At 73.0% G+C, this 22,131-nt stretch carries 16 protein-coding genes and 2 pseudogenes; 14 read left to right on the top strand and 4 right to left on the bottom strand.

Translation table 11 applies throughout. The features are described 5' to 3' along the window. Nucleotides 1-17: 17 nt before the first annotated feature. From AB0M39_RS20770 to AB0M39_RS20760, 3 genes are all read right to left on the bottom strand, one after another. Nucleotides 18-749, bottom strand: a complete 732-nt coding sequence (locus AB0M39_RS20770; RefSeq protein ID WP_365366367.1) for a Crp/Fnr family transcriptional regulator — start codon at nucleotides 747-749, stop codon at nucleotides 18-20. A 304-nt stretch (nucleotides 750-1,053) separates the two neighbouring features. Beyond that, a complete protein-coding gene (locus AB0M39_RS20765; RefSeq protein WP_365366365.1) occupies nucleotides 1,054-3,081 on the bottom strand; it encodes a caspase family protein in 2,028 nt (675 codons plus the stop codon). Between the two features lies 1 nt (nucleotide 3,082). Next, nucleotides 3,083-6,799: a CHAT domain-containing protein gene (locus tag AB0M39_RS20760; RefSeq protein ID WP_365366363.1), complete on the bottom strand. Its 3,717-nt coding sequence runs from the start codon at nucleotides 6,797-6,799 to the stop codon at nucleotides 3,083-3,085. Between the two features lie 670 nt (nucleotides 6,800-7,469). On the opposite strand from AB0M39_RS20760, the gene AB0M39_RS20755 reads away from it, so the two are divergent. The 13 genes and pseudogenes from AB0M39_RS20755 to AB0M39_RS20695 form a co-directional block, all read left to right on the top strand. Beyond that, on the top strand, nucleotides 7,470-8,549 hold the full coding sequence (locus AB0M39_RS20755; protein WP_365366439.1) for a hypothetical protein: 1,080 nt from the start codon (nucleotides 7,470-7,472) through the stop codon (nucleotides 8,547-8,549). A gap of 138 nt (nucleotides 8,550-8,687) precedes the next feature. Further along, entirely contained in the window at nucleotides 8,688-9,470 is a 783-nt protein-coding gene (locus AB0M39_RS20750; RefSeq protein WP_365366361.1) for a hypothetical protein, read from the top strand. Between the two features lie 18 nt (nucleotides 9,471-9,488). After that, nucleotides 9,489-10,397: a PP2C family serine/threonine-protein phosphatase gene (locus AB0M39_RS20745; RefSeq protein WP_365366359.1), complete on the top strand. Its 909-nt coding sequence runs from the start codon at nucleotides 9,489-9,491 to the stop codon at nucleotides 10,395-10,397. After that, on the top strand, nucleotides 10,394-11,695 hold the full coding sequence (locus AB0M39_RS20740) for a hypothetical protein (RefSeq protein WP_365366357.1): 1,302 nt from the start codon (nucleotides 10,394-10,396) through the stop codon (nucleotides 11,693-11,695). Before AB0M39_RS20745 ends, AB0M39_RS20740 begins: the two co-directional genes overlap by 4 nt. Nucleotides 11,696-11,699: 4 nt before the next feature. Continuing rightward, on the top strand, nucleotides 11,700-13,403 hold the full coding sequence (locus AB0M39_RS20735; RefSeq protein ID WP_365366355.1) for a dynamin family protein: 1,704 nt from the start codon (nucleotides 11,700-11,702) through the stop codon (nucleotides 13,401-13,403). 23 nt (nucleotides 13,404-13,426) lie between these two features. Beyond that, the gene (locus AB0M39_RS20730) at nucleotides 13,427-14,242 is read left to right on the top strand and encodes a C39 family peptidase (protein WP_365366353.1); all 816 of its coding nucleotides are present in this window, start codon (nucleotides 13,427-13,429) and stop codon (nucleotides 14,240-14,242) included. Then, nucleotides 14,239-14,991, top strand: a complete 753-nt coding sequence (locus AB0M39_RS20725) for a hypothetical protein (protein WP_365366351.1) — start codon at nucleotides 14,239-14,241, stop codon at nucleotides 14,989-14,991. The genes AB0M39_RS20730 and AB0M39_RS20725 overlap by 4 nt, the downstream gene beginning before the upstream one ends. After that, the gene (locus tag AB0M39_RS20720) at nucleotides 14,984-15,562 is read left to right on the top strand and encodes a hypothetical protein (protein ID WP_365366348.1); all 579 of its coding nucleotides are present in this window, start codon (nucleotides 14,984-14,986) and stop codon (nucleotides 15,560-15,562) included. Before AB0M39_RS20725 ends, AB0M39_RS20720 begins: the two co-directional genes overlap by 8 nt. Nucleotides 15,563-15,568: 6 nt before the next feature. Then, nucleotides 15,569-17,794, top strand: a complete 2,226-nt coding sequence (locus AB0M39_RS20715) for a dynamin family protein (RefSeq protein WP_365366346.1) — start codon at nucleotides 15,569-15,571, stop codon at nucleotides 17,792-17,794. Further along, a complete protein-coding gene (locus AB0M39_RS20710) occupies nucleotides 17,791-19,050 on the top strand; it encodes an Hsp70 family protein (RefSeq protein ID WP_365366344.1) in 1,260 nt (419 codons plus the stop codon). The genes AB0M39_RS20715 and AB0M39_RS20710 overlap by 4 nt, the downstream gene beginning before the upstream one ends. Beyond that, on the top strand, nucleotides 19,037-19,498 hold the full coding sequence (locus AB0M39_RS20705) for a hypothetical protein (protein ID WP_365366342.1): 462 nt from the start codon (nucleotides 19,037-19,039) through the stop codon (nucleotides 19,496-19,498). Before AB0M39_RS20710 ends, AB0M39_RS20705 begins: the two co-directional genes overlap by 14 nt. A gap of 151 nt (nucleotides 19,499-19,649) precedes the next feature. Beyond that, entirely contained in the window at nucleotides 19,650-20,522 is an 873-nt protein-coding gene (locus AB0M39_RS20700) for an SMI1/KNR4 family protein (protein ID WP_365366340.1), read from the top strand. Between the two features lie 71 nt (nucleotides 20,523-20,593). Further along, a pseudogene (locus AB0M39_RS20695) lies at nucleotides 20,594-21,364 on the top strand (aminoglycoside phosphotransferase family protein); the annotation flags it as partial. Nucleotides 21,365-21,472: 108 nt separating this feature from the next. Here AB0M39_RS20695 and AB0M39_RS20690 read toward each other — a convergent pair. After that, a pseudogene (locus AB0M39_RS20690) lies at nucleotides 21,473-21,583 on the bottom strand (maleylpyruvate isomerase); the annotation flags it as partial. Between the two features lie 163 nt (nucleotides 21,584-21,746). Between AB0M39_RS20690 and AB0M39_RS20685 the strand changes: the two are divergent. Continuing rightward, nucleotides 21,747-22,082: a hypothetical protein gene (locus tag AB0M39_RS20685; protein WP_365366338.1), complete on the top strand. Its 336-nt coding sequence runs from the start codon at nucleotides 21,747-21,749 to the stop codon at nucleotides 22,080-22,082. Nucleotides 22,083-22,131 lie beyond the last annotated feature (49 nt).

Below are 22,131 nucleotides of genomic sequence, written 5' to 3'. Positions count from 1 at the left end.
CTCGCCGGCTGCCGCGGTCAGTCGTCCGTCTGCGGGAGCCGGGCGGCGGCGCGCAGTCCCTCCAGCGACACGACGGTCACCCGGCTGTATCCCACCTGGATGACGCCCTGCTCCGCCAGTTCGCCGAGCACATGGTGGACCCGGCGCTCCCTCGCGCCGACCAGGCCCGCGATCTCGGCCTGGGTCAGGCGGGGCCCGATCAGCGTGCCGCCGCGCTGCGGCTGTCCGTAGTCCTCGACGAGGTCGACGAGGACCCGGGCCACCCGGGTGCCGACCGGAAAGCTGCCGAAGTCGCCCCGGCGCCGCACCGACCAGCGGTTCTTGCGTACCAGCATGCGGCTGACGGCCAGAGCGGCCGGGGGATAGCCGTCCAGACAGCCGAGGAACTCATGCTGCCCGATGCGCCGGACGCTCACCGGCCCGGCGGCGGTGACCGTCGCCGACCGCGGCTGGTTGTCGAGCGCCGCGAACTCGCCCACCAGATCGCCGCCCAGCCGTACCGCCAGGAGCGCGGTGTCGCCGTCCTCCGAGATGGCCGTGACCTTGGCTACGCCGCTCAGCAGCAGCAGGACGAACGTCTCGCGCCCGCCCTCGGCAAGAAGGATCTCGTCGGCCTCATACGTCCGGTGCGTTCCCAGCGACAGCAGGACCTTCGCGGCCTCGCGGGCACCGGACAGCTCAGCCAGGAAGGTGCCCGGCGGCCAGCGGTCCGCCGGCTCGGGGCTCTCCGCGTACCTCTCCGGCGTCACGGCACCTCCCCAAGCCCCGTGCCCTGCCCGACACGTGTGTTGTACGGCATCGTAACGCGCGCACTCGACCGCGAACGTCCGGTTTCCACAAGGAAGTTGAACATTCCGCACTGCTGCGGACATGACGCGGAATCGAAGGTGCATGCTCGCTGCGCCGGGGGAGGCGGACGGGGACCCGGTCGGAGGCGGCAACCGGGTCCCCGTCGTTGCTCGCCGAGACCGGGTCCCCTGCACCCTGGACGCAGGCGGCGAGAGCCTGAGCCTCGTCCGCCCGCGGTCAGCGCTCCGCCCGGCGGCGGCAGCATCACGGGCGACCCGGCCGGGGACTCGCGAACGCGTCGGCGTGCACGGTCCAGAGGCGGTAGCGGAACTCCTCGGCCTTCTCCTGTTCTTGATCGCGCACCCCGTCCCACACCTCCTGAAGCAGCGACCCGAGGGCCCGGTCGGGTCCGCGCGCGTCCCGGTCGCGGGCCTCGCGGGAGGTCAGCCCGCTCAGGTCCATCATGCGATCGCCCACGAGGAGATGGACCGTCTCGAGCCGAGGGCCATCGCCGGGTACGTCCTTGGGCCACCGGATCCTGATCGAGGGGGTCGTACGCGTACTGCGGAAGGGCGCGCCGGCGGGCTCCAGCCGGTAGCCGCTGGGCTGGTCGTTGGTCACCAGAGCGCTCCGGCCGCTCAGGCCGACGCCGAGCACCCAGAAGTACAGGGGCTCCCCGGAGTGGTTGGCGACGCTGACGCGGTAGCGATCCCCGTCGTACAGGCTGTCGTGCGAGGGTCGCAGTACGCGCCATGAGCCTTCGCCGGCCGGGTCCTCGACCTCGAACCGTACGTCCACCTCTGCCTGGAGGAGGCCTTCGCCTACAGGGCTGTCGAGGCTGCGCACACGCTCGCCCCGGGCCAGTTCCTCCAGCAGGGCGTGGAGGCGGGACGCGTGCGCGGGCGTCGCTTCGAGCGACTCGCGGAAGGGCAGACCGTCGGGGTTCAGCACAGTGGCTTCGCCGTTGTGCACGCAAACCGTGGCGAAGAGCGAGCCGGCCGGGGCCGCTGTCCACGTCCCGGTCCTGGGCCTGGTCTCGGCCCCCGTCCCGCATTCGGTTCCAGTCCCGGCCGCAGTCCCGGATTCGGTGAGCGGCTCGGCCTCGGCCTCGGTCTCTGCGAGCCTGGGGGAGTCGGCGAGCTTCCTGCGGAGTTCGTCGACGAAGGGGCCTTGGCCGTCGATGCGCACGAGGCGCCGGTCGTGGACCTGGAGCGGCAGCGCGTACGAGCCCGGCGGCAGCTCCGCCGTGGCCAGGTCGGCCAGGAGCGATCCCGCTGGGGACGAACCGCCCTCGTGGGCAGGAGGCGACGGGCTCAGCAGGGCGTCTCCCGCGGCCATCGCCGCCACGGTGGCCGACACGCTCTCCTGACCTGCCTCCCGCCCTGTCTCGGGTCCAGTCTCCTGTGGGCAGTCGGAGGGGAACACCATCCGCACACGGTCCTCGACGCCGAGGCCGAACACCGCGCCGCCAGGCACGACGAACCGGCCGTCCCGCCGTTCCAGCGGAAGCCGCTCCGGCTCCGCGGGCTCCTCCAGACGGAACGTCAGCCGCCCGGAGGGCCCGCCCGCGTCCGGCCGCTGCCGCACCTGCTGCTGCTTGACGCGGTCGCGCACCCGGGCGATCAGCGTCGACCAGGTCATGGAGAGCGCCGCGGGCCCCTCCAGCAGCTCGGCCAGCGCCGCGGTGAACACTCCCTGGCGGCCGGCGCCGGTCCGGATCTCGGTCTCGTACGCCGAGCCGTCCTGCTGGCATGCCGCCAGCCGGACGACGTCCTGGACCAGCGGGTGCGCCGGGCGGGCGAGCTCCGCCGCACGGGCGAGCCCGTCCTGCGGCGGGACTCTCGGCAGCTCCACCGACTTGAGCCGCCAGCGGCCCGACTCGTACGCGGCCTCGCGCACCGCGCCGCCGGAGTGGCAGCAGTCGAGGACGCAGGTGACGTTCGGGGTGATGGAGGCAAGCGCCCGCATCTCGGCGGTCAGCTCCGCGGCGAGATAGCCCCGGAAGTCGGAGGGCGTGCTGCGCGCGATGTCGACGGGCACCAGATACTGGAGATCGCCGCTGAGCGACCCGTGTCCGGAGAAGTACACGACGACGCCGTCGTCGGAGCGGGCGTCCCGGCGGAGCTGCCGCAACGCCTGCTTGATGCCCGCGTAGCCGGCCCCGTCCTCCACGAGGACCCGGACGTCGGTGAAGCCGCGCCTCGCCAGGACTCCCTGCATCACATCGATATCGGTGTGCACTCCCGTCAGGCCGAAGGTCTGGGCGCCGATCAGCACCGCGCGCAGCGTCATGTCATACCCCTACGTGGATGAAGGGCGCCCAGTGGTACGGGTGCCGGTCGTCGTCGTGCTCGCAACGCAGCTGCTCGCTGTCCCGGGACGGGGACTGGGACCAGGACCGGGCCTGGTCCCGGCCGTCAGGGGCCGGTCGCAGACCGGCCTGGGCGGTGAGCGCACGGAACTCCTCGTTCCGCTCCGCGCGGGACATCTCGCGCACCTCCCGCTGCGCGCTGACGAGCGCCGTGCCCACCGAGGCCGTCGCGTCCGCGGCGAGGCGGCGGTAGGTCCTGGCGACGACGAGGCAGCCGGTGCTGTCGCGGACCGGCCAGAGCGAGACGATGGCGTGCCGTGCCCCGGCGATCAGCGCCGCCCGCGTCAGCCCCAGGACGTCGCCGCCCGCTGTGGCGGCGCCGCGCCCGGTGTCGCACGCCGACAGGGTGAGCAGCTGCGGGGCGCGGCCCGCGACCAGCAGGTCGGCGAGGCCGAGTCGGTCGTCGCCCGCGAGGGGGAGGCGGCTGCGGTGCGGAGCGAGATCGTCGATCACGCCGTGGGTCGCGAAGTGGAGGAGCTCGCAGTTCCCCGCCGCCTCCAGCACGTTGGCGAGGGTGGCGTCGGCGCCGGTCAGCAGTCGGCTGCGCGGCAGCAGCCGGGCGAGCTCCACGGCCTCGGCGGCGGTGCCCGGCAGGTCCGGCATGCTGTGACGGGGGTGGGTGGCGGGCGAGCCCACGAGGAGCGCCTGGAGATCTGTCCAGGGCCGCTCCGGCGGCAGCCCGCGGAGCCGGGTGAGGAGCGAGGCGGCGGGGAGATACGACACCTCGTGGCCGGCGGCCAGGACGTCGCCGCACCACGGCAGCGCGTGGAAGGGCAGCTGCGCGAGTCCGGCCGGGGGGACGACGATCACCCGCCTGTGCTCGCCGAGTTCACGGCGGAAGTCGCCGAGCAGCAGCTCTGCCAGTGCGTGTCCGTCGGCTTCCCCGTCGCCGCCGTCCCTGCCGGCGCACCAGTCGCGGAAGCGGCGTGCGCTCGCCACCACGCTGTGCGCCCACCGGCTGTGGCGTTGGGCGCAGAGCGTCCGGCGGGTCATCGCCCAGGCGACGAGGTCGTCGTCGTAGAGGTGGTAGGTGAGCAGAACGGCGTCCGGGGGCAGGGCGGCGGCGACCGCGTCGGCGTCGGGCAGCTCGGGGCCGTACGAGGCGCTGAGCGCGGCGGGAGCGAGCCTTCGTACCGCCGACTCGGCCGCGTCCAGACCCTGTTCCACCTCGGCGATCCGTCGTCTGCGCTGCTGGGCCAGAACAGTTCGCCGTCGGCCGTCCGTCCGGCGCGGTCCGGCTGCGCGGCGGAGGGCCGCCGCCTGCTCCTCGTACTCCGCGGACCACCGCACCTCGGCGGCCAGCCAGGTCCTGACCGCGGTCCGCGTGTCCTGGTCCTCGCCGGCGGAGTCGAGGGCGCGGACGGCGTCGAGGAATCCGGCGCGGCTGCGCTCGGCCTGGTCGAACGCGGCCGCGGACGAGCCGAGTTCCAGCAGGGACAGCACAGCGGCGTGGTGGAGACCGGCTACCACCGGGTCGTCGGCAAAAGAGGCGCGCAGCCCGTCGCGGGCCAGCCGGACGCGGTGCTTCTCGAACGCGGCCAGTCCGTGCAGTGCGTGGTCCGCGGCCTCGGCGTGGGCGCCGCGGGCCAGCTCCAGATCGGCGAGGATCGCGGGCAGCTCCCACGGTTGCGCCGGGCCGGGGCCGTCGACGCCGATGCGCCGCACATGCGGCGCCGCCCGCTCGGGCTCGCCCACGCGCAGCCACAGCGAAGCGGCCTGAATGGCCGTCATATGCGGCTCGACCGCCGTCGCCTCCGCTCTGGCCTCGTCCATGCGGCGCAGGTCCGCGTACGCCGTGCGCCGCACGAGGCGCTGGAAGAGCGGGTCCGCAATCGACTCCGCCTGTTCCAGGGCCTCCTGGGCCAGGAGGTCGGCCTCCGTCTCCAAGCCCGCCGATCGGGCGCGCCGGGAACGGAACAGCAGCTCCTGAGGACGGCAGGACGCGAGGTCGGACTCGATCATGCCGAGCACGATCCGCACCGGTGCCGCGTCGACGCCTGTCCCTGTACTTGTACCTGTGCCCCAGTCCGTCAGCAGCCTCGCCCCGATGCGGAGTGCCGCCCGGGTCGAGGAGAGCGAGGCGGCCATCAGATCCGGGTCCCGCAGCAGGGAGGCCTGGTCGTGCAGGACCTTGGCGCTCTCGACCACTCCCAGGCAGTCGGCCCGTGCCGGCGGCTCGCCGCGCACGACGCACTGCTGGACGCGGTCGAGGTGCTCCTGGTGCTCCAGGTCCGTCTGGACGAGCGCGGCCAGTCGATGGCTAGCCCGGTGACGGTCGACCGCCGCCGGGCCGGGCGCGGGGTGTCCGGGCCCGCCGTCCGCGTCCGCGGACAGCAGGGACGCGAGCCGTGAGGCCCGTCCGGACTCGACGGTGTATCCCTGCCCGCTCCAGAACTGGGCGCGGTCCACGACGAGTCGGTGCAGTCCCCGCAGCCACGAGGCGCTTCCCACGGACGTGGCCCAGCTCACGACGGCTTCGGCCGTCTCCCCTTCCACGTCCTTGGCCTCGCCCGCCTCGATGAGGTCGAGCGCCGAGTGGACTCGGATCAGCGCCGTGCATCCGCCGTCCCCGGCACAGACGGCGGCCTCGAGGGCGAGGCCGAGCAGGTCACGGCATTCGGCAGCGCTGCCCTCCAGCCGACGGATGTGCGCGATGCGCAGCAGAGCGGCCGCCCGCCCGGCCTGGGAGTGTGCCGAGGCGTACGCCGCCTCGGCTCGCGCGTAGTGCTGGGCCGCCAGGGACAGCGGTCGGATGTCCGGCGTCTCCGCGAGGGCGCCGCACTGCTCCGCCGCTCCCAGAGGGCTGAGCCGCCAGTCGCCCGCGAGGAGTGCGGCGAAGCCGGCGGTGGCGGGGCGACCGACGGCGTACTGCCGTGCCTGCCGGAGCAGGGCTCTCCCCGTCTGAGGGTCGCCGACCCGGAAGCGCAGGTCCGCCGCGAGCAGCAGGTGGTAGGCCAGGGCGTCCGGGTGGCCGGCGTCCATGAGCTTCTCGTAGAGCGCGTCGAACCACTCCAGCGGCGCCTGGAGATCCGCGGCCAGCTCCTCCTCGGACCATGGGACTTGGGCGCCGTGTCGTACCGCGTCCGCCAGGGCGGCGATCGAGGTCCCGCCGTGGCCGAGCGTCATACGGACGCGGAGCAGCGTGGGGACGAGGTGTCCTGCGAGGTGCGTGCAGAGCCGCAGGGCCGGGTCGGCGGCCGATGCGAGGGTGGGCTCGGATCCCGGACCGGCTCCGTCCGACGTGGGGGCGCCCTTCGGTGTGCCCGAGCTGCCTGTGCTGCCTGTGCTGCTCGTCTGGAGGCGGACGGGCGTCAGGCCGGGTTGCCAGTGGGTGTCCATGGCGAGGGCGGCGGTCCGCAGAGCCACTGCGAGCCCTGTCTGATCGTGCGTTCCCCGATGGGCGGCGGGCCCGGGGCTCGGCGCGGGCGAGGCGTCCAGAACGGCGAGTGCGCGTTTGGGCTCGCCGGCGGCGAGGGCCGCCGCCGTCTCATGCCAGGCCTCCGTCTGCGCGTCCGGGGCGTCCGGTGTCCCGGAGCGCCACGCCGCGGGGTCGGTTCCCCGCCGCTCGACGAGGAGCAGATCGATCAGCTGCTCGCAGCCTCCGGCTCCGGCCACCGCCCCTGGGCTGGTGTCAGCCACGGTTTCCCCCTCTTCCTGGAATTCCGCGCCGGGCGGAACGCCGGGTGCGACCGTAGCGGCGTATCTGCTGAATGAGCCACGCCGGTGGAGTTCCCAGGCATCTCCTGGAAGATATTCATCAGTGATCGGTCATTAGCTGACGCGTCTCGGCGATATTTGTGCTCGCCAAAGGTGCACCTCGGTCATTGGTTCTGTGGTTTATCAAGGTGAACTTCCGTCACGCATGCACCCATGACGAGCCGGTGACTCCACACGACAACGTGGATACCGCACAACCCCGCGTGTCGATCCCGCAATGTGACTGGTTGTCCGCTGCGGGACGGTGGCATGTTCGCCCCGTCCCAGCAAGTGGGGAGCTTGTGGGTGGCTGCAACGGTTCTGCGGTCGGGCGTCGCCCCGGCGCACAATGCAAATCCCGCGCGCCCCCACTGTGCGCCTCACCCACCCGAGTGACGGCCAGGTATTCAGCAATCAGTCCCGCGGTCGTCTCCGCCCTGCCACTCTGGTCGGGCCGAAGGGCAAGGGGTGGGATTACGCCCGGGGGCGGCGTCGAAACACTGCATGGCGGGGGAGAGACATGTGCGGGCAGCCTGCGGCGACAGCGTCAGCGATAGGTCGAACGGGGAGAGTCGCCCATGCCCTGGCCGCACTGACGGCGGTGCTCTTCTTGGTGACGACCCTGGCGGGTGCGTCGCCGAGCGGCCCGGGCGCTCCTGCGGAGCTGGCCGACACAGCCAGCGGCATCTCGGCCCTGAAGGGCAAGGGGACCCTCGTGGTCACCGTGACGAAACCGTCGCGCCTCGGCAAGGGCGATGTACGACAAGGTCTGCGGCAGGTCGCCGACGTACAGAAGGATGCTCCCGGCAGCCGGTTGGTCGTCGTCCTGAAGGATCGCGGCAGCGGCGAGACCGGCGCCGTGCTCCTGCTGCTCGCCGACGCGTGGACGGCGCCGAAGGACGGCGCGGTCGGCCCGCTGGCTCCTGAGATCATCCAAGCCGCACGCGAACTGAGGCTCTGCGCCGGGGACCGGCGACTTCTGTGCCAGCAGCTGGACGGGCAGGGGAAGAAGCAGGCGGCGAAGGCGTCCGGCCTTCCCGGGAGGGCGGACGACGAGGCGGCGGCGCTCGACAGGGTGGGCCATCTGAAGGGCGCCGAACCACGACGGCTCCAGCTGCCGGAGGGCGGCTCGCCCGGATCGGACGACTCCGGCTTCGGAGTGGGCGGGATCCTGCTGACCGTCTTCGCGGCCGGCACCGTGCTGTTCGCCCTGGCCGTCCTGCTGACCAGGAACCGGACCGTGCCCGCCGTCGCCACCGCACCCCTGGCAACCGGCGGCCCCGGCAGGCGCGTCGGCCCCGGTCCCGACCACGGCGGGCTCGGCGGGTTCGTCGGACACACCGCACCCGCCCCACACACCTCGCACACCCCGCGCACGCCGCACACCTCGTACACCGCGCCCACCGGCGCCGCCCTGCCGCCCCCACGGCCGCCGCACCGACCGCGGACCGCCCCGCGCACCCGGCCCAGCGGCCCCGTCCGCCCGGCGACCGTGTGCACCCGGCTCCACCCACAGGGATACGTCGAGCTGGACGGCTGGCTCTACCGGGCCAGCTGGGCCGAACCGCACCTGGAGCCGCCCGGCCCCGGCGAGAGGGTCGACGTCGCCGGACGCCCGGCCCACGACCTGCTCGCCTACGCGCCCCACGCCCTCGCCGACGAAGCCGCCTACACGGACCAGCCCGCCGACTGACGGACGGCGGCTCCTGCGTACACAGACGCCCGCACACCTCTCGCACACCGGCTCCCGGACCCCGCCCACCCGGCGGCGGCGCCGCGCAGCCACCGCACGACGACACGCACGGAAACAGAACAGGGGGGTCTGGATCCCATGAATCCAGGACATCAGGACTGGCCGGTCACACCACAGCAGGACGTGCCCACCGCCTACGCCGACATCGACTTCGAGAACAACGCCCAGCGACTGCCGCTGCTGCTGTGCCTGGACATCTCCAGCTCCATGGCGGGCAATCCCATACGACTGCTCAACGAGGCGCTGTCCGGCTGGGGGCGCGAGATCCAGGAGGACCTGGCCCTCAGCTACAGCGTCGAGATCGCCCTGGTCACCTTCGGCGGCCAGGGCATCGGCGTCTGGCAGGGCCCGCATCTCCTCGACCCGCACACGAAGGCCAGCCCCTTCGTGTCCGCCCGCCGATTCCAGCCGCCGCGGCTCCAGGCCTCCGGCGTCACCCTGCTCACCGAGGCCGTGGAGACGTCGATGAGCCTCGTGGCCGCCCGGAAGGCGGAGCTGCGCCGCTTGGGCCTGCAGTACTACCGCCCGCAGATCTGCCTGGTGACCGACGGTCTGCCGACGGACGAGCGAGGGCACGCCACGGACGCCTGGCAACGGCTGATCCCCGCGCTCACCGCCGAGCAGAAGGCCAAGCGCTTCCGCTTCTACGCCTTCGGAATCGGCGGCATCAGCGACCGCGGACAGCAGGTGCTGCGCGAGCTGGCGCCCAAGTACCACGCCACGCTCAAGGGATTCCCCTTCCGCGACCTGCTCCAGACCATGTCCGCGAGCGCGAGCGCCGAACAGCGGGGCGCGGAGGAAGAGACCTTCGAGCAGCTGTTCAACCGGTTCAAGACGCAGCGTCCCGCGTGGGACTCCTGAGCGGCGGGGGAGAGCGACGTGGCGGGGGCTGTGGAGAGCGGACACGTCCAGAGCTGGGCGTGGCGGGTGCACGGAGTGAGCGTGCAGGGGTACCGGCACGCCCAGAACGGGCTGCCGTGTCAGGACGCCTGGGGTCAGCTGCACACCGGTCCGGCCGACGCCCGGGTGATCGTGCTGGCCGTGGCCGACGGAGCGGGCAGCAGACCGCGCTCCCAGGAGGGGGCGCAACTAGCGGTCAAGCTGGCCACATCGGTCTTCGGCGCGCGCCTGGGCGGCTGGCAGAGCGGGTGGCAGGGCGACGCGGAAGACCTCCGCGCCCTCCAGCGCGAGGCCTTCGAGGAGGTGCTGGACAAGTTCCTCGACAAGACCTGGGCGCTGGCCGGCGCTCCCGCCGGGCACCGAGGCGGCGGCGGGGGCGCGAGCGGCGGCCCGGCCGACTTCGCCACCACGCTCACCGTGGTGGCGCTGGCCCCCGGCTGGCTGGGCTACACCTCGCTGGGCGACGGCTTCGTCGTGCTCCGGGCCGGCGAGGCGGACGGGGAACGGCAGTTCCATCTGCTGCCGCAGCCGGAGCAGGCGGGGGAGTACGGCAACGAGACGACGTTCCTCAGCTCGGCGGACGCCTCCCTGCGGGTGAGAGTCGCCTGCGTACGCGACGACGGCATCGACGGCGTGCTGCTGTCCACGGACGGGCTGGCGCAGGCCGCCCTGTCCCGCGCCCACGGCCCGGCGCCGACGGCCAACCGCTCCTTCGCCTCCTCGGTGCTGCGCGCGCTGGACCGTCCCGGCCCCGACCCACGGGCCGACGCACGGGAGTTGGAGGCGCTGCTGCTGTCGGACCGGCTCACCGCGCTGAACGGCGACGACAAGACCCTGGTGCGCGCGGTGCGCACGGCGGGACCCGCGGAAGGAGGCGATCGGCGATGACGGGGCGGAGCGTACTGCTCGACGGGAAGCCGGTCGTCCTCCTGGACCCGCCCCTGGGCACCGGTCTGGAGGCGGGGGTCCACCCGGTGGAGGGGGCCGACGACCTGGTGGTGAAGGTGTACTACCAGCCCGACGACGCCCGCGAGCGCCGGCTGCAGCGGATGCTCGCACTCGATCCGCTGGCCGGGCAGCCGGTGGACGGCGGCCAGCCGCCCGAACTGGCCTGGCCCGTCGGCCTCGTGCACGGGCAGGACGGCGCGTTCCTCGGGTACGGCATGTCGCGTTTCGCCGATCCCGCGCACATCCAGCTCACCGGCCTGTTCAGCCGGGACCAGCGACTGCGCCGGTTCCCGCCCGACGCCGACTGGCGGTTCCTGCTCGGCATCTGCTGGAACCTGTCGTTCATGACCGCCCGGCTGCACCACAAGGGCCTGGTCATCGGCGACTTCTCGGCGAAGAACGTGGTCGTCGACCAGCGGGGGTTCGCCACCTTCCTCGACTGCGACTCGATCGGCTTCACCGATCCCGACACCCGCGAGCCGTTCCTGGCCACGCTGCACACCCCCGACTACGCCGCGCCGGAGCGGCTGCGCGGCGGCCCAGGAACCGTCCAGAGCGACGACTTCGCGCTGGCCGTGCTCATCTACCAGGTGCTCACCGCCGGATACCACCCCTTCGGCGGGGTGCCCCGGGACAGCGAGGACGACGTCCAGATCTCGGACAACATCACCGCCAGCCGCTCGTTCGTGGTGCGGCCCGAGTCGGTGGTCATACCCCGGGGCATGCTCGACCCGACCGTGCTCCCGCCCGCCCTGCTGGCCCTCGCCCGGCAGGCGTTCGGACCCGGTGTGGAGGACGCGGCGCAGCGTCCGACGTCCTTGCAGTGGCTTGAGGCGCTCGAGGAGGCGCGGGCCGAGGGCGCGATCACCGTCTGCCCGCGCAGAGCCCGGCACGCCTACGGGTCGCATCTGACGCAGTGCCCTTGGTGCGACCGGGCCGAGGCGACCGGGCACGACGCCTTCAACGCGCCGCCGGCGCCGGACCCGCTGCCGCCGCCAGAGCCGCCGGGCCCCGAGCTGCCCCCGCCGCCCGGTGCGCCGCCCGTGCCCGTCGTTCCGCCGTCGCAGGGGCGGGTGCTGCCGCGCCCTCCGCAGACGCCGCCGCCGTCGCTGCCCGACCCCTGGCCGAAGCTGGCGGAGACGGTCAAGAGGTGCTTCGAGGCGGTCAAGGAGATCGTCATGGTGGGATGCGGCCTGCTGCTGCTGTTCATCGTGCGCTACTGGATCAGCCAGTGGTGACGGCATGACGGACTCACTGGACCGCGCGACCTCAGCCGGCGCCCACAGCGGCGTGTTCGCCCAGCTGGCCCGGGAGCTGGGCCCCACGGACCCGGCGGCCGGAGACCTCCCCGCCATCGTGGACGCCGCCCGCGCCCGCATGGCGCAGCCGATGCGGGTGGCCGTGGCCGGCCAGATCAAGCGCGGCAAGTCGACGCTGGTCAACGCGCTCCTCGGTGCGGAGGTCGCCGACACCGGGCAGCTGGAGCTGACCTTCAACGTCTGCGAGTTCCACCACGCGGAGCACCCGAGGCTGCTGGTCCACTTCAAGGACGGCCGGCCGGCCGAGGAGTGGCCGGCCGACGCCCTGTCCCGGCTCGCCGTGCGCGGCGGCCAAGGACTGCGACGCCTGCGCACGATCCGCAAGCTCGAAGTGGGCCGCCCCAGCCCGCTGCTGCGCCGCTTCCGGATCGTGGACACCCCCGGTCTCGGCAGCGTGCACGGAACCGACGCCGACAACACCCTGTCCTTCCTCGGCATCGCCGACCCGGTGGAGCGCGAGGACGCCGTCCGGGTGCTGGCGGAACTCGGCGAGGACGCCCAGTCCGTACACGCCCAGAGCGCGGCCGAGATGGACCGGGCGGACGCCGTCGTCTTCGTCTTCAGCCGCGGACTGGGCCGCGCCGACCAGCAGGCCGTCGACAGCTTCGCCGGGGCGTACGGGGCGGTGGTGAGCCCGCTGAAGGCGTTCGGGGTGCTCTCCCGCAGCGACCAGTACTGGCCTCCGGTCGAGGAGACCGGCCCCGACGGGATGCCCGCCGACCCCCTCGACTACGACCCGATGACCAGAGCGCGCCGCATCGCCGAGTCGTACATGGAGCGACCCGCCGTACGAAGGGTGTTCCGCACCGTCGTGCCCGTCGCGGGCCTGCTCGGCGTCGCCGCCCAGTGCATGCCGTCGAACGCCTTCGACCCGCTGGCGGACCTGGCCAAGACGGAGCCCCGGCGGCTCGCGGACCTCATGGAGGACGTCAACCTCTTCTGCGAACGCGAGTACCCCGGCCTCCTGGTCCCGGCCGCCGTCCGCGCCGATCTGGTCGAGCGGATGGGGGCGTGGGGGGTGTTCCTGGCCTGCGGCCTGCTGCGCGACGGGATGGGCGAGGACGCGGTACGCCAGGCCCTGCTGGAGCGCAGCGGCGTGCCCGCGCTCCGGGATCTGATCACGCGGCACTTCGGCAACAGGGCCGCGCTGATCAAGCTCGACCACGGCCAGCGCGAGATCGCCGCCGAGGTGTCCCGGCTGCGCGCCGCGGCACTGCTCGCCGGCCGTCCCGCGCCGGCCGCCGCGGACCGGGTCGCCGGACTGCTGGAGCGGATGCGGGTCACCGACCCGGGCCCGTCGGAACTCGCCGCGCTGGGCGCGTACTACAACGGCCGCATCCACCTGACGGGGGAGCAGGAGGCCCAGCTGCTGGCGGTCACGGGCGAGCGGGGCGCCAGCTGCGTCGCCCGGCTCGGCCTGCCCGCCGACGCCCCCGTCGACCTACTGCTGACGACGGCCCGCCGCCGCGCCGACCAGTGGGCCGGCATCTGCTCCGACCCGCTCCTGGACCGGCCCACGTCCGCCGTGGCGCGCGTGGTGCTCCGTTCCTACGAGCGGGTGGCCGACCAGATCGGGCGGGCGCGGGACCTGCTGTACGGAGACGACGACGAAGGGACGAGCCAGTGAGCTGGGAATCGTACGATCCGGGCGTGGACACCGGATTCGACCCGGGGTCCGACATCGATCTCACGCAGTACACGGACCCGTCGTCGCCGGTCGATCCGACGGATCAGGCGCTGGTGGGCGATCCGACGGACCCAACCGGTCTGGCGGACCCCTACGACGGCACGGGGGACCCCTACGACGGCACGGGCGCGGAGCCGTACGTCGATCCGTCGCTCGACGGCGTCCCCGACCTGCCGAACTTCGACCCGGCGCTGAGCGACCCCTCCGCCGTCCTCGGCGACCCCGGCGGGGCGATGGAGACATGGCAGCAGCACACGGGCGACAACGCCTGCGCCATCGGTGCGCAGGGCATGGTCCTCGAGTACCTCACCGGCCAGGAGTTCAGCGAGGAGCAGCTCACCCAGGAGGCGGCGAGCATGGGCTGGTTCGACGTGTCGTCCGGCACCTCGCCCGACGACGTCGGCAATCTGCTGGAGTACCACGGCGTCCCGGTCGAGCATGTGGAGGGCGCGTCCCTCGAGCAGCTGCAGCAGGTGGTCGCGGGCGGCGGAGCCGCCATCGTGGGCGTCGACTCCAGCGAGATCTGGACCGCCGGGCACGACCCGTCGGACGAGCCCGTCGGCATGGTGCCGGGGGTCGCGGGCCAGGACGCCGACCACGCCGTGTGGGTCACCGGCTTCGACAACAGCGACCCGGCTCACCCGATGGTGATTCTCAACGACTCGGGCCACCCCGACGGTCAGGGCCTCGCCGTGCCGCTGGACGAGTTCATGGGCGCCTGGCAGGACTCCGGCAACCTGCTGGTGTCGGCCGGCGGCGCCGGGACGGCGGCGCGATGAGCGCCGGACGGCTGGACGAGGACGCTCGGGCGAGGCCGGACGCACGGCTGGCCGACCTCGCCGATCAGTGCGCCGCCTGGCTCATGGCGGAGCGGGACCGCATCGACGAGGACCTGCGCGCCCAGCACGCGCGCCGCCTCGCCGACCGCGCACCTGAAGCGGATGCGGAAGCCCAAGCCGGAGCCGACGGCGCGTCGGAGGCCGAGCGCGCAGCGGATGCCGTCCGGGCGCCGCTCCCGCCGCCCGCACCGCCGACGCCACAGGCCGCGGCGCCGCTGATCGGGCTGCTGGACCGGCTGGCGGGCCTGGCCGACGCGGGCGCACAGCCCGACGGCCAGGTGCTGGACTGGGTGCGCCGCAGCGTCCTCGCGGCGCTCGCCGCGCTCGGCGTCACGCCGATCGAGGACACGGGCCCGGTGGACCCCGCCCGGCACAACGTCGTGGCCACGCGCGAACAAGCCCCCGGCGCCCCGCTGAGCGACTGCATCGCGGAGACCGTCCGGCCCGGCTACCGCTGGGACGGGGGACTGCTGCGCCCGCAGGAGGTCATCGCCTACATACGCCCCGCGCCCACGGTCCATCCGCGAGCGGAGCCGCCGGACGGTCGCGGCGAAGACTACGGCGACGACAACGGCGACGTGCGCGACGAAGAGCGCGGCGGCGAGATGGCCGGCGAGATGGCCGGCGAGATGGCCGGCGAGATGGGCGGCGAGATGGGCGAAGCGAACAGGGGAGCGTGCCATGACTGACACCGAGCTGGGCGTGCCGCGATCCGAGGCCCTCGCGAAGTCGTTCCGGGGCTCCCGTGCCTTCCGCGAAGTCGCCCCCATGGAGTGCGCCGTCGGCTGGCCGGTGCCGATCCCCGTGCTCCAGGACGGCGAGCCCCGCCTCTACGTACGGCTGCCGCTGTACGTACTGCGCGCCGACCCGGCCGGCGGCGCCGACCTGTTCCCGCCGTTCGCGACGGCTGCCCTCGACTGGTCCACGCGGCGCCTCGTCGAGTACACCGATCTGCGCTTCAAGGAGCCGCACCGCTCCCGGGAGGAGTGGTCGCACCCCGCCGGCCGCTTCCCCCACGCCGCGGTCGAGGGGCTGACCGCCGCCCAGTACCGAGCGCAGCGCACCCGGCTCTTCACCCTCTACGACGACCTCTTCGCCGATCTGTCGCACGGGCGAGCGCCCGACGACGCGACGGCCGCCGCGTTCTCGGACCACCTGGGCAGACTGCTGGAGCCCGGCCTGATCCCCTGCTACCGGCGGCTCGCCCCCAAGTTCCTCCAGAGATACCTGCCCGCCAGCCGACCGACCGACGAAGGGTGAACCACCATGCGCGACAACGCCTTCAGCCGTCTGCGCAGCGACGTCCTGGCAGCCTTCCCGGCGGTCGTCGCCGAGCTCGCCGACGAACTCGGCCCCCGGCAGCGCGAACTGCTCGTCCAGTCCAGGAGGCGCCTGGAAGCCGGGACCTGTCATGTGGTCGTCGTCGGCGAGTTCAAGCGGGGAAAGTCGTCGCTGCTCAACGCGCTGGTGGAACGGCACGGCTGCTTCCCGGTCGACGTCGACGTCGCCACCTGCGTGGTCTCCACCCTCGCCTGGGGCGATCGGGAGCGCGCCGTAGTACACCTCGGGGACCCCGGCTCCGGCGCCGTCCGGCAGCAGGAGATCTCCCTCGCCGACCTGCCCCAGTACGTCTCCGAGCAAGGCAACCCCGGCAACCGCAAGGACGTCCGGCTGGTCGAGATCCAGGCGCCGGTGCCGCAGCTGCAGGGCGGAGTGGTGGTCGTCGACACCCCCGGCGTCGGCAGCGTCAACCCGGCGCACACCGCCGCCACCCACGCCTTCCTCGAGCGGGCCGACGGGCTGGTCTTCGTCTGCGACGCGATCGAGCCGCTGGCCACGTACGAACTGGACTTCCTCAGCCAGGCCCTGAAGAAGTGCGAGGTGGTCATCACCGCCGTCACCAAGACCGACAAGGTCCGCGACGCCCGCCCGGTCGTCGCCGGCGCCCGGGAGAAGATCGCCGCTCGCACCGGCCGCGCGGCCGACAGCCTGGTGATCGTGCCCGTCTCCTCCTTCCGCAAGCTCAAATGGCTGCGGGACCGAGCCGACGACCGACTGCTCGCCGACTCCGGCTTCCTGGAGCTCGACCGCGAGCTCTGGGAGGGGCTGGCCGCCAGCGGCGGCGCCCTCCAGCTGCGCCGAGCCCTGGACGGCCTCGCCGACGCCATCGCCACCGCCGGCTCGCCGCTGGTCAACGAGCTGGCCGCCCTGGAGTCGGACGAGTCGGCGCAGCGGATTCGCGTCGAGATCGCCGAGACCACCGCCCGGCTCGGACGACTGTCCGCCGGGGGCGCGGAGTGGCGCACCGAGCTGCGCCAGCGCTTCGAAGTCGACACCCGCGCCACGCGCGCCGCTCTGCAGGGCGCGTTCGACGCGACGCTGCGCCAGTACCAGGAGAAGGCGACCGGGGGCGGCGACCCCGGGTCGGACGAGCTGGTCGGGGAGGCAGCCTCCGGCATGCACCAGGCGCTCACCGAGGCCCATGAGCAGCTGGCCGCCGTGGCGGTGGCCATCATGGAGGAGTTCGCCCGGCGCACCAGCCTCCAGCTCACCTCGCCCACGGCGCCCCGACCGCCCTTCACGCCCTCCATCGCGGTGCCCACGGTGCCGCTCAACGTCCGCCCCTCCCGTGGGTTCGACGTGCTCCGCGCCAGCTGGGCCACCGCGGCGGCGGGCTTCGGGATGGGCTCCGTCGTCGGGTTCGTCGAACCGTTCAGCGGCGCGGCCGTGGCCATCGGCCTCGGGATCACCGGCTTTATCCACGGCGCCCGCAACCACCGGCAGGATCTGCGTGAACGGGCGCAGAAGGAACGCGACGCCCGCATGATCCAACTGGTCGGCCAGGAGATCGCCGCCAACCGCCGCCAGGCCTCGGAGTCCTTCAACCAGGCGTTCGGCGACATCGCACAGTCCCTGATCAAGGAGCTGAACGACCAGCTCGCCGCCCAGCAGGAGTCCCTCGCCGAGTCCGGCCGCAGGCTCCAGGACGCCGGCCGCCAGAGCAAGGAGGCCCTCCACCGCAGGCGCGGCGAGCTGCTCGCCCGCCAGCAGAGCTACCGCAGGCTCCAGGGAGAGCTCGACCGGCTGCGCTCCCGGGTGGACCGCCTCGCCCAGCGGCGCCCCACGCCCCAGCCCGGCACGACGACGCGCACACCGGGCGCCCCGCCGCACGGCGCGCCACCGCACACGGGTGCGCCTTCACGCTCCAAGGCCGCCGCGGCGGCAGGGGCGGCCGCCGCTCTGGGCGCGGACGTGGCCGTCGATCTCGCCCTCAACGCGGCGCTCCAGAGCACCGCCACCGGCGGCGCCGTGAACGCCGCCGGCCCGGACAGCCTGACGCCCCAGCCCATGGACTCCGACCCCGAGCCCCTCGTCGTGAGCGCCGCCCCCGCGGTCGACGCCCCACCGGAGCCGCCGGACGTCGGCCCCGCCGTGGATCCCGACCAGGCCCTCGGCGCCTCCTTCGACCCCGACCAGTTCGACACGCCATGACCGGCCCCGAGGCGCGTACGCGCGACATGGTCTACGGCATCGACTTCGGCACCTGGACCTCCGCCCTGGTGATCCTGCGCCGGGGCCAGCCCCCGATGCCCGTGCGCGATCCCGTCAGCGCCCTCGGGGCGACCTCCGTGCGCAGCGCCGTCTGCCTGCTCCCCGACGGATCGATGGTCGTCGGGCAGGCCGCTCAGAACTCGCGGCTGCAGCGCCCGGAGCGCTTCCGCTCCGAGTTCAAGCGGGAGTTCGGCGAACCCCTCCCGCACCGGCTCGGCGAACAGCATTTCCGCACGGAGGAGTTGACCGCCAGAGTCCTCGGATTCCTCGTGGAGCAGGCGCGACGGGCCGTCAGCGCCGAACCCGACCGGGTGGTCATCACCGTACCGGCCACCTGGGAGAGCGCCCGAAGAGAACTCATGCTCGGCGCCGCGGAGGCCGCGGGCATCCGTCCCGAGACCGTCGAGATCCACCCCGAGCCGGTGGCCGCCGCCGTGTACGCCCTGCACGACCACGGCATGGACCGGGACCGGACCATCCTGGTCTACGACCTCGGCGGCGGCACCTTCGACCTCGCCATCGCCAAGGGCACCAGAGACGGCTTCACCGTCCTCGGCTCCCCCGGGGGCCTGCCCGACGTCGGCGGACTGGCCATCGACCAGGCCGTGCTGTCGTTGATACGGGACCGCTGCCCCGACGCGCTCGACTGCCTGCGCCCCCTCGGCTCAGCCGGCGACGACGCGAGGGCGCTGCGCCGCAGGACGCAGCTCGCGGAGACGTGCACCACCTTCAAGCAGCAGCTGTCCGTCTCCTCCGAGCACTCCGACATGCTGACCATGCTGGACCCGCCGGTCGAGGTCACGCTGACGCAGGCGGACCTGCGGGAGGCGATCCGCCCGCTGCTGACGGACACCGTCGCTGAGTGCGAACGAGTCCTGGGGTCCCATGGGCTGAGCTGGGGCGACCTCGACCTCATCGTCCCGGTGGGCGGCAGCTCCCGGCTCCCCATGGTCGGCGAGGTGCTGGCCGACCGCTCGGGGCTGGCGGTGCTGGACGTGTCGGAGCCGGAGCTGGCGGTGGCCACCGGCGCCGCCTGGCTGGCGGCGGGCGCGCTCTCCCCGCACACCACGCCCGCGCCGGGGGAGGGGCTGAGGCAACGGCAGACGGCCACGCTGCCGGCCGGTGTCCGGGCCCTGCTGGACGCGGGGCTGACCGACCGCATGGTGCTGGAGGCGGTACGCCGTGCCCACACCTGATCAATCGAGACAGAACGGGCTCGCCCTGTCCAGCGACTGGCGACGGCTCGTCGGCAAGTGGGCCTCAGGCCACCACCGGCCCTTCGAGGCCGACACGGCCTCCCTGACCGTCGACGTCGCCCACCCGGCGGCACAGCGCGACATCACGCTGACCTTCACCACCACCAGCAACGGGCTGCTGCTCCTGCTGGCCACGGACGACCGCTATCTGGCGGACGACCAGATCGCCCTGGCAGCGGCCGCCGCCAACGCCTGGAACGTCGAACGGCTGGTCCCCATGCTCTCGGTCTGCAACCTCGGCGGCACCGCGCGCCCGTATCTGGCCGGTGTCCGCACGATGCCGCTGGCCTGCGAGATGACGCAGCCCGCGTTCCAGACGATGGCGGACCAGTGGGTCGAGGACGCGAGGGCTCTCTTCACGTGGTGCCACAAGGAGTGCGGACTGTGACCCACGAAGACGTCCCGGCCATTCCACGGGCAGGACCGCTGCCGCTCCCCGTCGACCAGAACCCTGCGGGCGCCGCAGCCGGACCTTGAGCAACTCCATCGCCGCCGAAATCCCCTCGATCGCGTGGCCCGGCGCCGCCTAACCTGGCCGGATGCCTCATGAGGAGACGTACGACGGTCTGACGCGGCTCATACCTCCGCCGCCTGCGCCCGTCGACGCCCGTGGCGACTGGACCCATGTGGAGTCCGCGCTCGGCGTGCGGCTGCCCGACGACTACAAGCAGTTGGCGCAGACGTACGGCTGGGGTGAGTTCTGCGACTACCTCTACCTCCGTACGCCGTTCGGCACGAGCCAGTACAACGGCCTCGAATGGCAGCGCGCACATCTGTCGGGCTCGCCGGAGAGGGACGCGGAGCGCTATCCGTATCCGCTGCACCCCGATCCGGGCGGGCTGCTCGTCTGGGGCGCCACCATGGACACCGACCGCCTGTGCTGGCTCACCGCCGGGACGCCCGAGAGCTGGCCCGTCGTGGTGTGCAGCCGCGAGAACTGGTACGAGACGCTGCCCATGAGCGCGACCGACTTCGTCGAGGGCTGGTCCACCGGACGAGTCGGCTCCCGACTGCTCGGCGACATGGAGCCGGACCTCGCCCCCTGGTTCAACGCCTTCCGGCCCCGCACCCACCGCTGTCTGCGCCTCTCCGAAGGCCCGCTCGCCCACCCCGAGCGCCTGCGGACTCTCCGCGAGGCTATGGGCCCGACCGCGGACCGCGGAGCGTGGCGCTCGGAGGACGGCGAAGCAGGGCAGGACCATTTCGCGACCGTGCCCGCCGACTGGCTGCTCACCTACGACATGTCCCGCCCCCACCAGATCCGCGTCGGCTTCCCGCCCGAGGACAAGCAGCAGGTCCGGCAAAACCTCTTCGCCGCCGTCCGGCTCATGGGCTGCGAGGTGCTCCAGATCACGACCGGCGCCGGAAAGGCTCTGCCGACCTGGGACACAGCCACGGACGAGGACAGCTGAGGCGGACGGGCGAAGCCCCTGACGTACGGATCGCCGTCGAGCGACGACCCCCACAGCCTGGAAAGGTGCTCATGCCCGCTGGAAAGATGCATCCCGACGAGGTGGACCTCGATGTGCCCCTCGTACATCGGCTGATCGCCGCGCAGTTCCCCCAGTGGGCGGACCTTCCCCTGGCGCAGGTCGACTCCGCCGGCACGTCCAACGCCATGTACCGCCTCGGCGAGGACATGGTGGTGCGACTGCCCCGGGTCGCGGGCGCCGCCGAGGATGTGGAGAAGGAGCACCGGTGGCTTCCGCGCCTGGCCCAGTCGCTGCCCGCTGCCGTTCCCACGCCGCTGGGCCAGGGGGAGCCTGCTGAGGGCTATCCCTTCCGCTGGTCCGTCTACGGCTGGCTCGAGGGCGAGAACCCGGCTGTCGGGCGCATCGCGGAACCCGACAGGCTCGCCGGGGACCTGGCGGAGTTCATCGCCGCGTTGCGCCGTATCGACCCCGCTGACGGACCCGCCTCCTACCGCAGCGGGCCCTTGACGACGCGAGACGCCAGCACACGCACGGCGATCGAGGAACTGAGCGGCATCGTCGACGCCGACATGGCGATCGCCGTATGGGAGGCGGCTCTGCACGCCTCAGCGCAGCCCAGCACGGCGGTCTGGCTCCATGCGGACCTGCAGCCGGGAAATCTGCTGATCGCGGACGAGCGGCTCAGCGCCGTCATCGACTTCGGATGCTTCGGCGTGGGCGATCCCGCCGTGGACCTGATCGTGGCGTGGTACGTGCTCCCGGCCGCGGCTCGTGGGGTCTTCCGTTCCGCTCTGGAGGTCGACGACGCGACGTGGGCTCGAGGGCGTGGCTGGGCGCTGTCGATCGCTCTCGACGAACTGCGCTACTACCAGGAGACCAACCCTGTGATGGCGGACATCGCGCGACACGTCGTCCAGGAGGTCTTCGCGGGCGAGTTCGGCGGCGCGGCCCGCGGCGGACCCGACGTCGTCCAAGTGGAACCTGAGCAGTCGCGGCTCGCCGTAAGCGGCGGCCAGCCGGGGGATCAGCGCGTCGAGCGGCCAAGCGGATGCGGCGCCAGGGTTGCTGACGCTGACTCAGCATGCGGTGTCAGTGGGGCGTTTGATGTTCATGGTGCGCATGATGCACGCGCGCCAGAGGATCTAGGCTGAGCCCACACCGCGGGCAGCATGCCCGCGTCCATCGACAACGGGAGAATCAGATATGCGCGCACGCCGGATCCTTGGCGCGTCCATGATGTCGGCCGCCCTGCTCGGGACCACGCTCGTCGTCGGCAGCCCGGCTGTCGCCCAGACGAACGCGTCCGCGGCGAGCTGCACGGCACTGGCCCTGGAGACCGTGGTGATACGCGACCGGACGAACCTCAACGGAACGGCCCTCGCCCAGCTGAACAAGGGGGAGAGGGCGTCGTCGCCCTGCAGGATGTACTACGGCGGCGCGTACGAGAAGTGCGGTATCAACAGCACGCGCTGGGTCAAGGTCACCAAGCACGGCGTCACCGGCTACGTCGTCGGCACCTGTGTGAAGCAGCCCGCCTGATCCGCGCGGCCGACGGGCCGGGCGAGGCCCCGGACGCGGTGTCCGGGGC

Source organism: Streptomyces sp. NPDC051907 (assembly GCF_040681075.1).
GTDB lineage: Bacteria > Actinomycetota > Actinomycetes > Streptomycetales > Streptomycetaceae > Streptomyces.
Note: the sequence above shows the minus strand (reverse complement) of the source record. Positions and strands in the feature narration are given on the sequence as shown.

Excerpts from the sequence above, each read along its gene's own strand:
- AB0M39_RS20765 (WP_365366365.1), bottom strand. The coding sequence starts at position 3,081 with ATGACGCTGCGCGCGGTGCTGATCGGCGCCCAGACCTTCGGCCTGACG.
- AB0M39_RS20750 (WP_365366361.1), top strand. The coding sequence starts at position 8,688 with ATGAATCCAGGACATCAGGACTGGCCGGTCACACCACAGCAGGACGTG.
- AB0M39_RS20740 (WP_365366357.1), top strand. The coding sequence starts at position 10,394 with ATGACGGGGCGGAGCGTACTGCTCGACGGGAAGCCGGTCGTCCTCCTG.
- AB0M39_RS20735 (WP_365366355.1), top strand. The coding sequence starts at position 11,700 with ATGACGGACTCACTGGACCGCGCGACCTCAGCCGGCGCCCACAGCGGC.
- AB0M39_RS20725 (WP_365366351.1), top strand. The coding sequence starts at position 14,239 with ATGAGCGCCGGACGGCTGGACGAGGACGCTCGGGCGAGGCCGGACGCA.
- AB0M39_RS20720 (WP_365366348.1), top strand. The coding sequence starts at position 14,984 with ATGACTGACACCGAGCTGGGCGTGCCGCGATCCGAGGCCCTCGCGAAG.
- AB0M39_RS20715 (WP_365366346.1), top strand. The coding sequence starts at position 15,569 with ATGCGCGACAACGCCTTCAGCCGTCTGCGCAGCGACGTCCTGGCAGCC.
- AB0M39_RS20710 (WP_365366344.1), top strand. The coding sequence starts at position 17,791 with ATGACCGGCCCCGAGGCGCGTACGCGCGACATGGTCTACGGCATCGAC.
- AB0M39_RS20700 (WP_365366340.1), top strand. The coding sequence starts at position 19,650 with ATGCCTCATGAGGAGACGTACGACGGTCTGACGCGGCTCATACCTCCG.
- AB0M39_RS20685 (WP_365366338.1), top strand. The coding sequence starts at position 21,747 with ATGCGCGCACGCCGGATCCTTGGCGCGTCCATGATGTCGGCCGCCCTG.